This is a genomic window from Sphingopyxis sp. OPL5 (assembly GCF_003797775.2).
Classification (GTDB): Bacteria; Pseudomonadota; Alphaproteobacteria; order Sphingomonadales; family Sphingomonadaceae; genus Sphingopyxis.
In genome coordinates, this window is the sequence record NZ_CP060725.1 from 1878772 (window position 1) to 1893959 (window position 15188).

Sequence of the window (15188 nt, forward strand, 5' to 3'; positions counted from 1 at the left end):
GCATCGCCCTCAGATCCTGATCGAAGGAGAGTGACGATGGTTCTTGGCAAGCTTATCCTCGCGGCGGCGATCCTCGCCACCGGCACCACCGCCGCGTCGGCGACCGACATCAACTCGGCCGCTACCATCGGCTCCAACGCCATGGCCGCGCACGTCAGCGCCTTTCCCGCCAGCCGCAACTACGATCCCGATCAGGTTCTCAAACAGCTGAACCGCGTCTGCGCCAGCGACACCGCCTTCGACCGCAAGCGCTGCGCCAGGGCCTGGCGCATCATCGACGACGCCCACGCCAAACTCCAGGCCAAACGCGCCGCCGAAGCCGCGGCGGCCGGCACCGCCGAGTAATTCCTCTCTCACAAGCGCAGACGCGAAGATCCTCCCTGTGGCGAAGCCATGGGGAGGGGGACCGTCCCCGCGAAAGCGGGGATGGTGGAGGGGCCAGCAACGTCGCGCCAAAGCCCCTCCGTCAGCGCTTCGCGCTGCCACCTCCCCATGGCTACGCCACAGGGAGGATTTGCGGTCCCTGGCCTCGCCGACAAAATAGGATCGCCCCCCGCAAAAAACCGCTTTCCTAAATTGTACCGATATGGTTCGTTCAATCAGTTTCACTGACCAAAAGGACGAATCACATGACCGAAGACAACGAAAACGATACCCCCGCCCCCGCCAGCTACCATTGGACCCCGGCGCTCCAGCGCGCCTTCCTCGATCATCTCGCGGCCACCGGGTCGGTGCGCATCGCCGCGGGCCGCGTCGCGATGTCGCCCGGCGCCGCCTACCAGCTCAAGCAGCGCCCCGAGGGCGCGGCGTTCCGGCTCGGCTGGAGCGCGGCGCTGCTCATCGCGCGCGACCGCCTCGCCGACGAACTGCTCGACCGCGCCATCTATGGCATCGAGGAAGTCACCGAGCGCTTCACCGAGGAGGAAAAGCTCAAGAGCCTGACCAAGCGCCGCCGCCACGTCCCCAGCCTCGGCCTCGCGATGCTCGCGCGACTCGACCGCGCGGTCGAAACCCGCGCCCGGGCCGGCGAGGCGATGCTGGCGCAGATCATCGCGGGCGACTGGGCGGGCTTCCTCGCGCTCTTCGACCTCGCGCTGCCCGATGGCGACGAAAGCCGTCGCGGCGCCGCGCTCGCCTGCTGGCTCGCGGGCCGCGACAACCGCACCAACCCGCTCGCGATGCTGTGGAAAGACACGGTGATCGCGAATGAAGTTGCGCAGTTTTCCGCCGATTCCGACCTCGAGCCCGAACCCGACCTGACCCCCGAGGAAGAGGCCGCCACGCTCTCGGTGTGGCACGACGACGGCGAGTGGCGCACCAATTTCCCGCCGCCCGAAGACTTCCTCGGCATCGAGGAAGGGGTGTTCGGCGACGAGGAGTATGAACGCACGCTCGAACCCGACGAGGAAGCGGCCGCAGAGGCCGCCCACAACGCTACCCTCGCCCCGCTACGCCGCGCCGCCGAAGCCGCGCGGCGCGCCTGGTTCGGCCTGCCAAATCCGGCGAACGACCCCGCCAGCGATGCAAAACTCCGCCACGCCAGCGGCTAGCCTATCCTCCCTGTCGCGAAGCGATGGGGAGGTGGCAGCCCGCAGGGCTGACGGAGGGGCCGCGACGTCGGATTGGGACGCAGCATCGCGACCCCTCCACCACCGCTTCGCGGCGGTCCCCCTCCCCATGGCTTCGCCACAGGGAGGATCGGAACCCGCCCATCGCGCACCCGCCGACTGTCACAAACTGCAGCAATTGCGCAACACTGCTGACACGAACGTCAGCGGCACGCGCTTCGGCGATTGATCGCGGGCGCATCGAAAGCCAAAGAGCGATGGTTTTCCGCCTCTCCCATCGTCACTCTGTTTCAGGAAGCTTGCCATGCGCCACTTTCCTTCCGCCACCGCTATAGCTCTCGTACTCGTTGCCGCCGCCGGCTTCGCCGCCCCCGCCGCTGCGCAGGACACCGCCCCCGTCGCCGACGAAGGGGGCCTCACCGACATCGTCGTCACCGCGCAGCGCCGCGAGGAAAGCCTGCAGGACGTGCCGGTTGCCGTCTCGGTGCTGTCGGGCGACACGCTCGGCGCGATCACCTCGACCGGTTCGGACGTCCGCGCGCTCGCCGGCCGCGTCCCCAGCCTCAACATCGAAAGCTCGTTCGGCCGCACCTTCCCGCGCTTCTACATCCGCGGCCTCGGCAACACCGACTTCGACCTCAACGCCTCGCAGCCGGTCAGCGTCGTCTATGACGACGTCGTCCTCGAAAACCCGATCCTCAAGGGCTTCCCGATCTTCGACCTCGACCGCGTCGAAGTGCTGCGCGGACCGCAGGGCACCTTGTTCGGCCGCAACACCCCGGCCGGCATCGTCAAGTTCGACACCGTCAAGCCCGGCAAGACCGGCGGCTATGCGCGGGTCAGCTATGGCCGCTATGGCACCAGCCAGGTCGAGGTCGCGGCGGGCGCCGCCGACGACAACGGCTTCTCGGTCCGCCTGTCGACGCTGCTCCAGCACCGCGACGACTGGGTCGACAATGTCGCGACACCCAAGAAGAAGGATCTCGGCGGCTACGACGACATCGCCGCGCGGCTCCAGCTGCAATATGAAAGCGGCCCGTTCACCGCGCGCGCGATCGGCCAGGTCCGCATCTATGACGGCTCGGCGATCATCTTCCGCGCCAACACCCAGCTTCCGGGCAGCAACAAGCTCGTCGGCCTCGGCGGCGCGGGCACCGAATTCGAGCGCGACAAGGTCTATCAGGACGGGCTGAACTTCCAAAAGCTCAACACCTATAACGCCGGGCTCAACCTCGAATATGATTTCGGGCCGGTGACGCTCTACTCGATCACCTCCTATTGGAACGCCAATTTCCGCAGCCGCGGCGACATCGACGGCGGTTTCGGCGCGGTGTTCCTGCCGGTGTCGGGTCCGGGCCTGATCCCCTTCCAGGCGCAGAGCCAGGACAATGTCCCCAGCCTCGACCAGTTCACCCAGGAAGTGCGGCTCGCGTCGAACAATTCGACCGGCCTCGGCTATCAGTTCGGCGCCTTCTACTTCGACGAAAAGCTCGACATCTCCAGCTTCGAGTTCGGCGGCCCGACCGATGCGATGCCCTCGGCGATCGCGGTGCAGCGTCAGGACAGCGAGGCTTATGGCATCTTCGGCTCGGTCAACTACGCCTTCGACAATGGCCTGAAGCTGCAGGCCGGCGCGCGCTACAACCATGACACGCGCGATTTCGTCGCGTCGCGCCCGGTCGAAACGCGCCCGATCTTCGTCGTCAACCCGAACACCCCGGTTCCGCCGCAGGCGGCGAGCGTCAAGGGCAAGCTGCTGACCTGGGACGCCAGCGCGACCTATGAGGCGTCGGACGATATCACCGTCTATGCCCGCGTCGCGCGCGGCTATCGCGCCCCGTCGGTGCAGGGCCGCCTGACCTTCTCGCGCACCATCTCGACCGCCGACCAGGAAGAGACGATGTCCTATGAAGCGGGGATCAAGACGTCGTTCCTCGACAACCGCGTCCGCTTCAACCTGACCGGCTATTATTTCGACACCAAGGACCTCCAGCTCACCGCCGTCGGCGGCACCGCCAATGTCGCGAGCCTGCTCAACGTCGATGCCAAGGGCCATGGCATCGAGGCCGAGCTGCAGGCGGCGCCGGCGAAGGGCCTGACCTTCTCGGTCGGCGGCGCCTGGAACGTCGCCGAGATCGACGACGCCAACGCCTTCGTCGCCGGCTGCGGTTCGGCGACCCCGTGCACCGTCCTCGACCCGGTCCGCCCGGGCAGCCCGGGCATCTTCTCGATCGACGGCAACCAGCTGCCGCAGTCGCCGAAGTGGACCGCGAACTGGACCGCTGGGTATGAATTCCCGGTCGGCGACGGCGCCATCTATGCCTTCACCGACTGGTATTACCGCTCGAAGGTGCAGTTCTTCCTCTATCAGTCGGTCGAATTCTCGGACGACAGGATGCTCGAGGGCGGCCTGCGCGTCGGCTATCGCACCGACCGCTTCGATGTCGCGGGCTTCGTGCGCAACATCACCGGCGACAAGTCGGCGACCGGCGGCATCGATTTCAACAACCTCACCAGCTACGTCAACGAACCCCGCATCTGGGGCGTCGAGGCGGGCGTGAAGTTCTAGGACCGGCTCGATCCTCCCTGCGGCGACGCCGCGGGGAGGAGACCGGTTCGGGGTGATTTCCCGACCGCCCTCTATTTCCGTTCGTGTCGAGCGAAGTCGAGACACCCATCGGCAGCGCACGACTTCGGGGTGTCTCGACTTCGCTCTACACGAACGGGATTTGCGGTGTGTTTTCCGTCCAAAACCGGTCGAAATCCGACGTCGCCACGGGCGAAACCATCGCCTCGCCCGAAAAACCGCTTTCCTAATTTGTACCTATATGGTTCACTGCTCCCGAATCGACGATCCGGAACGGGAATTCGATGCCAGGCTTATGCCACCGGCCCGATCCGCTCATCGGGCTCCAGCCGGATCAACGGACGCTTGCGCCCCGACAGCCGCGCGAACAGCCGCGGCACGACCGCATTCTCCTGCGCCCAGGTCCAATACGCCTGATACGCCGGATCGGCGAGCAAATGCTTTTCCTCGGTCTTGGCGCGCCAGTAATAGACGCTGCTCACGAGACCCAGCAGGACCGTGTTGCGCAGCCCCTCGGTCCAGCCGCCATCGGTGACGAGGAAGGGCAGCGCACCGACCCACCAGCTCAAATTCTTCGACAGATAGGCCGGGTGGCGCGTATATTTATACGGCCCGTGGGTCATCACGCCGCGATGCGTCAGGTTCGAAAAGCGGATGCCGAACGCCATCGTCGCCCAGCTGTAGATCGCGGTCAGCCCGACGAGCACGATCCCCCAGACGATCATCACATTGTCATGACCCTCGAGCCAATAGCCCCAGTCGGACCCGTTCACCTGATAATCGAGCGGGCCGCCGTTCATCAGGATGAAGGGCGGGTAGCAGATCAGCGCCGCGACCCACGCCATGCCATAGGGGTTCGCGGTGCGGATATGCGAATCGAGCGGCCGCGCGGTCAGGATATAGCCGACCGTCGCGATATGGACGTCGACCAGATAGAGCAGGTTGATCGCCCACAGCCCGGTCATATACGGGTTGCGCAGAACCTCGCCCATGTCGACGGTGACGAGGCTCGAAAAATTGCCCGGCACGATCGACAGCATGAAGGCGGTGAAGAACCCCTTCACCCCCCAGGCGCGGAAATGATGCCCGATCGCGCGGCCATCGACCGGTTGTCCGGGTGCAACGAGCCAGCGCCCGAACTGGTAACAGCCGTCGCGCGGTTCGACCAGCCGGCGGTCGAGCCACAGCATGTACGGTACCGAAATCAGCAGCAGCCAGGGCGCGACGCGCTCGAGCAGCTCCATCGAGAATTCATACTGGCCTTCCCAATAATAGCGCATCGTCGCATAGGTCAGCGCGATCAGGCCCCAGGTCGCCCACAGCCCGGCGAGCTTGGTCAGGCTGATGTCGACCGTCTCGCGCCAGGGCCGGCGCTGCGCCCAGTCGATCCCGGTCGACGGATTGCGGTGGACCTTGTCGACGAACACCGACCACAGCACCATCGGGATGGCGCAGGCGAGGACGCTGGCGATCGCCGAGTTCGGTCCGCTCATCGGCCCGCGATTGCCCCAGTCGATGCCGAGGAAGGCGGCGATCTCGGGCGTGTAGCGCGCGATCAGCAAATAGGACATCAGGCCGATCAGGCCGACGATTCCGACCCCCGCGCTGACCGCCGAACGCGGCCTTGCAGCAGGCTTCGCGGCGGTTTCCGGCGCCGTGTCGGCGCCTGCGGGCAGGGTCATGTCGGGCAAATGGGTCACGCGCTCGGGCCTAGCCGAAAATGGTAAGCAAGCCGTCAATGATGGCCGACGATTCGGCGCTATTTCCTGCCAGAATGGCGGCGTTGCCGCGCTTTGACACCGTTCACCGCGTCCCGCTTTCGACTCGGCGCGAGTCACCCCCGCGGGATTCGCGAGTCGCGGTAACTGCTGTTAAGGCGCCGGTCACTCGGGGCGGAGGGCTCCACATAATAACAAGATGGGGTCGCCACTTGTCATCGAAATCGACGGGCCTGCGCCATTGGCGCCAGCGCTTCAACGCGCTGTTTCAGGACCATGAAATCTTCGTTCGAACGCACGGCCATGTGCGTTTTCTTCGGATCAGCGCAACCTGGCAAAAGCGAGTCGCGCTGATTGCCGCCGCCGTGCTGCTCGCCTGGGCTGGCGTCACGCTCGCCATCCTCGTCAACCAGCTGCTCGGCGCCGACGAGCGTGCCGCGGTCGCCCAGCAACAGGCCGCCGCCAGCGCCGCCGAGCAACGCATCGCCCGCTACCGCGACCGCGTCGCCGAAACCGCCGCCGACCTCGAAGAGCGCCAGGTGCAGCTCGAGGAATGGTCGAAGGAAAGCTTCGGCGCCGAACCCGCCGCGGTCACCGACGAAGCCGGTACCGAAACCGCGCCGGCCGCCGCCGCGCCGCTCAAGACCAGCGCGATCGACCCGAACCTGCCCCCCGAGGCGCAGGCGCTGGCCCGGCTCGAAGCGCGGCAGGAGGCCTTTGCCAGCCGCCTGCTCGCCGCGGTCAACGACCGCGCCGCCAAGGCCGAAACCGCCGTCGCCGCGCTCGGGCTCGACCCCAGGGGCCTCGTTCGCAACGCCGCGGCCGGCCGTGGTGGTCCCTTCATCCCCTATCGCGGCAAGATGGGCAAAGCCAAGGCGCTCGGCGCGTCGTTCGCCGCCTTGGAAGGCGCGCTGTTCCGCATGGAAGTGCTCGAACGCACCCTCGTCGCGGTGCCGTCGGGCAACCCCGCCAATGTGCTGATGATGTCGTCGGGCTTCGGCTATCGCAGCGACCCCTTCACCGGCGGCGGCGCGATGCACGCGGGCCTCGATTTCCGCGGCCCCATCGGCACCCCGATCCTCGCCGCCGCCCCCGGCCGCGTCAGCTTCGTCGGTCAGAAGTCGGGTTACGGCAATGTCGTCGAGGTCGATCATGGTCAGGGTATCTTAACCCGCTATGCCCACTTGTCGGGCTTCACCGCGACGGTGGGCCAACAGGTCACGGCGGGGGAGCAGATCGCCAGAATGGGTTCGACCGGCCGTTCGACCGGCAGCCACCTGCATTTTGAAGTTCGTTTGAACGACGTGGCGGTCAACCCGCGCCGCTTCCTGGAGGCCAAAGCCGATGTTCTCGAAGTCAAAGCCGACGCCCGACAGCGCGTCGGTTCCGTCGCCCGCGGTGCCCGCTAAGATGGCGACCGGCGCCCGTCATACGACCTTCTCGATCCTCGGATCGGACGTCGTCGTCACCGGCAATGTCGCGGCCAGCGTCGACCTGCACGTCGACGGCAAGATCGACGGCGACCTCAAATGCGCCAACCTCGTCCAGGGCGAGGCGAGCGAGATCAAGGGCGCGGTCGTCGCCGAAACCGCGAAGATCGCGGGGCTGGTCGATGGCTCGATCGAGGCCAAGACGCTGATCGTCCACGCGACCGCGCGGATCACCGGCGACGTCGTCTACGAGACGATCACGATCGAGAATGGCGGCAAGGTCGACGGCAAGCTCAGCCACCGCCGCCACGGGGCGGCTGCAGCCAAGCCGCCGCTCGAGGTGGTCGAGAACAAGTCGGCGTCGCTCGGCATCTGACCGGAAAAGCGACAGCCTGCGGTCAGCGCGACAGCATCGCTTCGCGGCTCGATCGATCGTCGGAGGGACCGGCGCCGTCGCTGCGGCGCTGGACGACCACCCGGTCGCGTCCGCCGCGCTTCGCATCATAAAGCGCCTCGTCGGCGAGCCGGTAGAGTTGCTGGAAATCGCTCGCGGGGCGGACTTCGGCGACCCCGACGCTGGCGGTGACCGTTCGCGCGCCGATCGCCGCGCGGTGGTCGCACGCCGCGATCCCCAGCCGGACGCTTTCGGCGAAGCGGCTGAGAACGATGCCATCCATGCCCACCGTCAGCAGGCCGAACTCCTCGCCGCCAAGCCGCGCGACGGTACACATCGGCCCTTCCCAGCGCGCGATCCGCCGGGCGACTTCGCACAGGACCGCGTCGCCGGCATCATGACCGTGAACGTCGTTGATCGACTTGAACCGGTCGATGTCGACGAGCAGCAATGCCGCCGGCAGGTCGTCGGCGCGGGCGCGTTCGAGCAGCGGCGTCACGCTGCCGACGAAACCGCGCCGGTTGGGCAGCCCGGTCAGCGGATCGCGCCGCGCCAGTTGCTGGGCCAGCGCCTCCGACGCCCGCGCGCTGTCGCGCTCGATACGCAGCCGGGCGAGCCGGCGCGTCGCCGACGCCGACAGCCACAAAGCCTGCCAGGTCGCCGCCGCCAGCACGAGCAATTGCGAGCCGCCGCCCCACACACGGTCGTCGACATCGACGATATGAATGAAGGCGAGCACCGCCATCGGCAGGCACCAGGCGGCAAGGAAGTCGCGCGCCTCGACCGATCCCCGGCACCACGCCCAGCCGAGATAGGCGGCGACCGCCAGCAGGTCGGCAACGATGACGAGCCCCAGCAGGTCGGCCCATTGCGTCAGGCTTTCGCTGCGGATCAGCGCCAGCGGAACCCCGACGACCCCGACGATGGTACCGAGCGCCAGCGCGGTGCCGCGAAGCCGCGCCGACACGGCGCCGCGATCGACCGCCAGCACCGCGCTGAACGTCGCGATCGCAATCGCCAGGCAGGCGAGGAAGGTCGCGATCTGCGCCGACACGGTACCGGCCAGACCGGGGAAGAACCCGAGATGAGCCTGCGACCAGATAAAGCCCCAGAGCAGCATGGTCGCCGACCAGCCCGCCTGCCAGGCCAGATATTGGCGGCGCACTGCGAAGGCGAGCGACAGGCTGTAGATGCCGCTGACCAGCAGCAGCGTGAGCGCGGCGCCGATCGCCACCGCCATGCCGGTCGACTGCACCACCGCATCGGCTTTCGGCAACAGCCGCGCGCGGATCAGGCCGGCGCTCGCCAGCCGGTCGAAACGCATCGTCACCGATGCCAGCGGCACCCCGCGCTCGGGCGCCTCGAACAAGATTTGCCCGCCCGCCCGCCAGTGCGACCCGTAATCGCCCTGGCGCACCTGTTGCCAGCGTGTGACACCGTCGGCGTAGGTGAAGGCGACCGCGAGCCGGTCGAACCGGCTTTGGTGGACCATGAGCGCGAGGTCGCTGCGCGCGAGATGAACCTGCGCGGGATCGGTCTGCAGCCAGAGACTGGCGCGATGATAGCCCGCCGGCAGTCCGCCGCACGAAAAGCGCCGCGCCGCAAGGGCGGCGTCGGACGTGTCCAACCCGCTCGCCGCGTGACAAAGCCCATGCTCGACCGTCAGCGCCTCGGCGTTTGCCGGCGCCGGCGAAAAGGTGAAAGCGAGCAGGGTCAGAGCCAGCGCGAGCCTGCCATACAGCTTCATCAAGGGGTTGCCCGCCGCCGTCATGACCGCCGTATCGCACCAATATGTTCGAAAATCTTTACCATGACCTCAGCCCTGGCCGGGCCGCCCGACGCGCATTGCCACACGCACCCGGTCCCCAAGCCCGATCGCCTCGGCTCTTTGGACCGCAACCTTGACCGGCAGCAGATAGGTACCGGCGCGCGGAAACAGCGACGTCGCGAATTCGGTGGCGCCGATCTTTGCGATCACCGGCACGACTCCCCAGCCATAGCTTTCCGACAGCGCCGCATAACGTATGTCGCCGACAAGGGTCTCGGGAATGACCGCGAACAGATAGGGCGGCGGTCCGCGCCACTCGATGATCTCGGCGTCGAACCGCATATCCGGCATCAGCTGCGCGGCGCCTGCCGCCGATAGCTCAGCGCTTCGGCAAGGTGGATGCGGCCGATGCTTTCGGCTCCCGCCAGATCGGCGATCGTCCGCGCCACCCGCAAGATCCGCGTATAGCCGCGCGCCGACAGCCGCATCGCCTCGGCCGCCTGCGCGAGCAACTTGCGCCCCGGCTCGTCGGGAGTCGCGACCGCTTCGAGCAAGGTGCCGTCGATCTCGGCATTGGTCCGCGTCTTGTGATCGGCATAGCGCGCCGTCTGCACCGCCCGCGCCGCGGCGACCCGCGCCGCGACCTCGGCGCTGCCTTCGGCCGGCGGCGGCAGCACGAGGTCGGCGGCGCTCACCGCCTGCACCTCGACATGCAGGTCGATGCGGTCGAGCAGCGGTCCCGACACCTTCGCCTGATAGTCGGCGGCGCAGCGCGGCGCGCGGCTGCACGCCAGCGCCGGGTCGCCAAGGTGGCCGCAGCGGCACGGGTTCATCGCCGCGACCATCTGCACCCGCGCCGGAAAGGTGACATGGGCGTTGGCGCGCGCGACGCTGACCTCGCCGGTTTCGAGCGGCTGGCGCAGGCTGTCGAGCACGGTGCGCTGGAATTCGGGCAGTTCGTCGAGGAACAGCACGCCGAGATGCGCGAGGCTGACCTCGCCCGGACGGACGCGCAAGCCCCCGCCGACGAGCGCCGGCATCGACGCGCTATGGTGCGGGCTGCGGAACGGACGCGCGCGAACGAGGCGCCCGCCTTCGAGCTGCCCGGCGACCGACGCGATCATCGAGACTTCGAGCGCTTCGCCCGGATCGAGATCGGGAAGGATGCCGGGCAGGCACGCCGCCATCAGCGACTTGCCCGCCCCCGGCGGCCCGACCATCAGCAAATTATGGCCCCCCGCCGCCGCGATTTCGAGCGCGCGCTTGGCGACCTCCTGCCCCTTCACCTGCGCGAGGTCGGCCATGCGGCGCGGCTCCTCGACTTCGCCGGGGCGCGGCGGGGCGAGCAGCGCGCTGCCCCGGAAATGATTGAGCAGCGCGAGCAGGTCGGGCGCCGCGAGCACCTCGACATTGCCCGCCCATGCCGCCTCGGGACCCTGCGCCACGGGGCAGACGAGACCACGCTCCTGGCTGCCCGCATGGAGCGCCGCGAGCAGCACCCCCGGCGAAGCGGCGACGCGGCCGTCGAGGCCGAGTTCGCCGACGACGACATAGGCACTCAGCGTCTCGGCATCGATGACGCCCATCGCGCCGAGCAGCGCGAGTGCGATCGGCAGATCATAATGCGAGCCTTCCTTCGGCAGGTCGGCGGGCGACAGGTTGACGGTGATGACCTTGGGCGGCAGCGAGAGGCCGATCGCGGCGATCGCGGCGCGGACGCGCTCGCGGCTTTCGCCGACCGCCTTGTCGGGCAGGCCGACGACGACGAAGCGCGGGACGCCGGGGGTGATCTGGCACTGCACCTCGACCCCGCGCGCTTCGAGCCCGAGATAGGCGACGGTGGATACGATCGCGACCATGGACGCCCCCCTCGAACAATATGTGCTTGCTTTGTTCTCATATTCGTGGCAGGAAAGTGCGGCGCGGTCGAGTCTTTTCGAACAGGCGCGCCGCGACACGAACGCCGCGAAAACTCCGCCGGGCGACCTTGTTTTTTGCACAGGGCTGGCGGGGATATCGCACCCAGAGCCCGCACGGCAAATCCCACCATGACCCGGCGACAAGATCGAAGGGTCTTTTGGCGGCGCTTGACGCCATACCAACTGGTCGGTATGTTGATTCGCATGACGAGCAACCAACCCCCTTCCGGCCCCGCCCCATCGCCGCGTGCACCGCGCGGCAGCGCCCGTGCGGCGCTGATCGCGGCAGCGCACAGCACGGTACGCAAGCAGGGCTATGCCGCGACCAGCGTCGACGAAATCTGTGCGGCGGCAGGGGTCACCAAGGGTGCCTTCTTCCACCATTTCGCGTCGAAGGAAGCGCTGGGGGTCGCCGCCGCCGAGGGCTGGACCGAGCGCGCGCGGCCGATGTTCGAGATGGCGCCGCACAACCGGCTGGACGACCCGCTCGACCGCCTGCTCGGCCATATCGATTTCCGGCTGGCGATGCTCGACGGCCCGACCGAGGATTATACCTGCTTCGTCGGCACGATGGTGCAGGAAGCCTATGCGACCAGCGACCGCATCCGCGCCGCGTGCGAGGCGAGCATCAACGCCTATTGCCAGGCCCTCGCCCCCGACATCCAGGCCGCGATCGACCTGTACGGCGCCCCCGACGACGTCACCGCGATCGGACTCGCCCAGCATGTCCAGTCGGTGCTGCAAGGCGCCTTCGTCCTGGCGAAAACCACGAACGACCCGGCGATTGCCCGCGGCACCGTCACCCATTTGAAGCGTTATGTCCGGATGCTGTTCGCTCCGGACTGAAGCGAGAGGAACCCCCGATGTCCGATTCCCCGAAGATGATTTTCGTGAACCTGCCTGTCGCCGACCTCGCAAAGTCGAAAGCCTTTTACGAGGCGCTGGGCTTCACCAACGAACCGCGCTTCTCCGACGATACCGGCGCCGCGATGGTGTGGTCGGAAACGATTTTCGTGATGATCCTCTCCCACGAAAAGTGGAAGGGCTTCACCGACCGGCCGATCGCCCCGGCGACGTCGAGCGAGGTGTCGCTGGCGCTGGCGCTCGGCAGCCGCGAGGCGGTCGATGCGATGGTCGAAGCGGCCGCCGCCGCGGGTGGTACCGCCGACATCAACCCGGTGCAGGATCATGGCTTCATGTACGGCCGCGACATCCTCGACCCCGACGGCCATGTCTGGGGTCCGTTCTGGATGGACCCCGCCGTCGCCAATGGCGAGGCGCCTGTCCCCGAAACCAGCCTCTGAAAATAGTCCCACATCCCCAAGGAGAGAGAAAATGCCACAGATGATTTTTGTGAACCTGCCAGTCACCGACCTCGACAAGTCGAAGGCCTTTTACGAAGCGGTCGGCGCGGCGAACAACCCCGCATTCACCGACGACACCGCCGCGTGCATGGTGATCGAGGAAGGGTCAATCCACGTGATGCTGCTCACCCACGCAAAATGGGCGACCTTCACCGGGAAGACGATCCCCGACGCGCATACGACCGCGCAGGTCCTGCTCTGCGTCTCGGCCGACAGCCGCGCGGCGGTCGATGGACAGGTCGACAAGGCGGTCGGCGCGGGCGGCAAGGCCGATCCGACTCCGACGCAGGATTTCGGCTTCATGTACGGCCGCAGCTTCGAGGATCCCGACGGCCATATCTGGGAAGTGATGTGGATGGACCCCACCGCAATCCCCGCCGGCGAACCCGCCGAAGCATCGGCCTGACCTGAGTTTCGGGAGGAGGAAGCGATGACCGATGCAGTCCCCACCAAGGGTCAGTCGATCGCCGGCCGCGTTTTGAGCGGCTTGGTGATCCTCTTCCTCCTCTTCGATGCCGGCTTAAAGCTGGTCTCACCGGAGACCGCGATCAAATATAGCCCGCCCGACCTCGGCTGGCCGCTCGACGTCCCGACGATGACCATGCTCGGCACGCTGCTGCTGATCCCGACCCTGCTCTATATCTGGCCGCGCACCGCGATCCTCGGCGCGATCCTGATCACCGGATATCTCGGCGGCGCGATCGCCACCCATGTCCGGATCGGCAGCCCGCTGTTCAGCCACTGCCTGTTCGGCGTCTACCTCGGCCTGATGCTGTGGGGCGGCCTGTGGCTGCGCGACCCGCGCGTCCGGGCGCTGATTCCTTTGGCGAAGGGAGCGACCGCATGAGTTTCCAGGCCTATCTCGACAACGTCGAAGCCAAGACCGGGAAATCGGCCGAGCAGTTGCGCAGCCTCGCGATCGACAAGGGACTCGCCGATGGCAAGGGCCTTGCCCCCGGCGTCAAAGCCACCGCCGTCGTCGACTGGCTGAAGGGCGATTTCGAGCTGGGCCACGGCCACGCGATGTCGATCGTTGCCTATATCAAAGGGAAGAGGGACTGATCATGTCCGCCGCGACCGCCGCCCTGCCCGAGATCACCGCCTATCGATCGGTACCGGACTTCGCCCGCGGCCGGATCAAAGACATCCGCGCCCGCTGGGCGCTCGACGAAATCGGCCAGCCCTATCGCACGCGGCTGATCGGCGGCATTTTCGAGGACAAGGCACCGGCCTATCTTGCCGATCAACCGTTCGGGCAGGTTCCGGTCTACAAGGACGGCGATCTGACCCTGTTCGAAACGGGGTCGATCCTGATCCACATCGGGGAAGCCGACGCGCGTCTGTTGCCGCGCGATGCGAAAGGGCGCGGGCGCGCGATCAGCTGGATGATCGCCGCGCTCAACAGCGTCGAACCGATGATCCAGACGCTGGTCGTGCTGACTGTCAAAGGACAGGGTACCGACTGGCTCGCCGGTGCCATCGAAGCGGCGAAACCCTTTGCCGAGCAGCGGCTGTCCCGATTGTCGCAGGCGCTCGGCGACCGCGACTGGCTGGAAGATCGTTTTTCGATCGGCGACATCGTGATGGTCGATGTGCTCCGCAACGCAAATCCGGAATTGCTGGCGCCGTATCCCAATCTGAGCGCCTATGTCGCACGCGGCAAAGCCCGCCCGGCCTTTCAGAGCGCCATGGCGGCGCATCTGGCCGACTGCGCTATCGGCGAACCGCTGCCTGCCTGAACCCCACAACCGAGGAGAGATCGCCATGCCTGTGAACCCCGACAGCAAGATCGAAGTCACCGCCTTCGACTGGGTGCCCGATTTCGCCCGCGGTTACGTCCGCGACCTGCGCCCACGCTGGGCGTGCGAGGAAATCGGACTCGATTATGCCGAGCATCTGATCAGCGCGGTGAACCGCCCCGCCGACCATTTCCTGTTCCAGCCGTGGGGGCAGGTGCCGGTGCTCAACGACGGCGGCATCCGCCTGTTCGAAAGCGGCGCGATCCTGCTCCACCTCGCCGAAAAGGATGCGCGACTGATGCCCCGCGATCCGCAAGCCCGCGCCAACACGCTCGCCTGGCTGTTCGCCGCCTATAACAGCGTCGAGCCGATGTTGTTCGAACTCGGCAATATCGATATTTTCTCGACCGGCGAGGAATGGGCGAAGCTGCGCCGTCCCAGCCTGATCGAATTCATCCAGGGCCGGCTCGGGCGGCTGAACGATGCGATCGGCGACAAAGACTATCTGACCGGCGAATTCACCGTCGCCGACATCGCGATGGCGACGGTGCTGCGCGAGGCTGTCGAAGCCGGACTGATCGCCGAGCAGCCGCGGTTGCAGGCCTATCTCGACCGCTGCCTCGCCCGCCCCGCCTTCCAGCGCGCGATGGACGCGCAGCTGGCCGCCTTCAGCGAAGAAGCGGGTCCACCCGCCGCCTGAA

General features: G+C 67.1%; 16 protein-coding genes. 12 read left to right on the forward strand and 4 right to left on the reverse strand.

What is annotated here, in order from left to right:
- Window positions 1-36: 36 nt before the first annotated feature.
- From EEB18_RS08975 to EEB18_RS08985, 3 genes are all read left to right on the forward strand, one after another.
- Window positions 37-345, forward strand: coding sequence for a hypothetical protein (locus EEB18_RS08975; protein WP_187140095.1), 309 nt, complete (start codon window positions 37-39; stop codon window positions 343-345).
- 284 nt (window positions 346-629) lie between these two features.
- The gene (locus EEB18_RS08980; protein ID WP_187140094.1) at window positions 630-1550 is read left to right on the forward strand and encodes a hypothetical protein; all 921 of its coding nucleotides are present in this window, start codon (window positions 630-632) and stop codon (window positions 1548-1550) included.
- Window positions 1551-1872: 322 nt separating this feature from the next.
- Window positions 1873-4137, forward strand: a complete 2265-nt coding sequence (locus EEB18_RS08985) for a TonB-dependent receptor (protein ID WP_187140093.1) — start codon at window positions 1873-1875, stop codon at window positions 4135-4137.
- Between the two features lie 311 nt (window positions 4138-4448).
- On the opposite strand, the gene EEB18_RS08990 is transcribed toward EEB18_RS08985, so the two are convergent.
- Window positions 4449-5837 carry a methyltransferase family protein gene (locus EEB18_RS08990; protein WP_187140109.1) on the reverse strand — a complete coding sequence of 463 codons (1389 nt, stop codon included), beginning with the start codon at window positions 5835-5837 and terminating at the stop codon, window positions 4449-4451.
- Between the two features lie 248 nt (window positions 5838-6085).
- On the opposite strand from EEB18_RS08990, the gene EEB18_RS08995 reads away from it, so the two are divergent.
- Complete coding sequence (locus EEB18_RS08995; protein ID WP_187140092.1) at window positions 6086-7282, forward strand: M23 family metallopeptidase; 1197 nt, start codon at window positions 6086-6088, stop codon at window positions 7280-7282.
- A 1-nt stretch (window position 7283) separates the two neighbouring features.
- Window positions 7284-7679 carry a polymer-forming cytoskeletal protein gene (locus EEB18_RS09000; RefSeq protein WP_156377591.1) on the forward strand — a complete coding sequence of 132 codons (396 nt, stop codon included), beginning with the start codon at window positions 7284-7286 and terminating at the stop codon, window positions 7677-7679.
- Between the two features lie 22 nt (window positions 7680-7701).
- Here the strand turns inward: EEB18_RS09000 and EEB18_RS09005 are convergent, their stop codons facing one another.
- Genes EEB18_RS09005 through EEB18_RS09015 form a run of 3 tightly spaced genes read right to left on the reverse strand, consistent with a single transcriptional unit; the run spans window position 7702 to window position 11324 of the window.
- Entirely contained in the window at window positions 7702-9468 is a 1767-nt protein-coding gene (locus tag EEB18_RS09005; RefSeq protein ID WP_187140091.1) for a GGDEF domain-containing protein, read from the reverse strand.
- A gap of 45 nt (window positions 9469-9513) precedes the next feature.
- On the reverse strand, window positions 9514-9816 hold the full coding sequence (locus EEB18_RS09010; protein ID WP_187140090.1) for a DUF1905 domain-containing protein: 303 nt from the start codon (window positions 9814-9816) through the stop codon (window positions 9514-9516).
- Complete coding sequence (locus EEB18_RS09015; RefSeq protein ID WP_187140089.1) at window positions 9816-11324, reverse strand: YifB family Mg chelatase-like AAA ATPase; 1509 nt, start codon at window positions 11322-11324, stop codon at window positions 9816-9818. The genes EEB18_RS09010 and EEB18_RS09015 overlap by 1 nt, the downstream gene beginning before the upstream one ends.
- 264 nt (window positions 11325-11588) lie before the next feature.
- Between EEB18_RS09015 and EEB18_RS09020 the strand changes: the two genes are divergently transcribed.
- From EEB18_RS09020 to EEB18_RS09050, 7 genes are read left to right on the forward strand one after another with little or no spacing between them, the layout of a single operon-like run.
- Window positions 11589-12230, forward strand: a complete 642-nt coding sequence (locus EEB18_RS09020) for a TetR/AcrR family transcriptional regulator (RefSeq protein ID WP_056347073.1) — start codon at window positions 11589-11591, stop codon at window positions 12228-12230.
- 17 nt (window positions 12231-12247) lie between these two features.
- A complete protein-coding gene (locus tag EEB18_RS09025; protein WP_222943158.1) occupies window positions 12248-12688 on the forward strand; it encodes a VOC family protein in 441 nt (146 codons plus the stop codon).
- A 31-nt stretch (window positions 12689-12719) separates the two neighbouring features.
- On the forward strand, window positions 12720-13154 hold the full coding sequence (locus EEB18_RS09030) for a VOC family protein (RefSeq protein WP_187140088.1): 435 nt from the start codon (window positions 12720-12722) through the stop codon (window positions 13152-13154).
- Window positions 13155-13178: 24 nt separating this feature from the next.
- Window positions 13179-13595, forward strand: a complete 417-nt coding sequence (locus EEB18_RS09035) for a DoxX family protein (protein WP_187140087.1) — start codon at window positions 13179-13181, stop codon at window positions 13593-13595.
- The gene (locus EEB18_RS09040) at window positions 13592-13810 is read left to right on the forward strand and encodes a DUF4287 domain-containing protein (RefSeq protein ID WP_187140086.1); all 219 of its coding nucleotides are present in this window, start codon (window positions 13592-13594) and stop codon (window positions 13808-13810) included. Before EEB18_RS09035 ends, EEB18_RS09040 begins: the two co-directional genes overlap by 4 nt.
- Before the next feature lie 2 nt (window positions 13811-13812).
- Window positions 13813-14487, forward strand: coding sequence for a glutathione S-transferase family protein (locus tag EEB18_RS09045; protein ID WP_187140085.1), 675 nt, complete (start codon window positions 13813-13815; stop codon window positions 14485-14487).
- Between the two features lie 25 nt (window positions 14488-14512).
- Window positions 14513-15187, forward strand: a complete 675-nt coding sequence (locus EEB18_RS09050; protein WP_187140084.1) for a glutathione S-transferase family protein — start codon at window positions 14513-14515, stop codon at window positions 15185-15187.
- Window position 15188 lies beyond the last annotated feature (1 nt).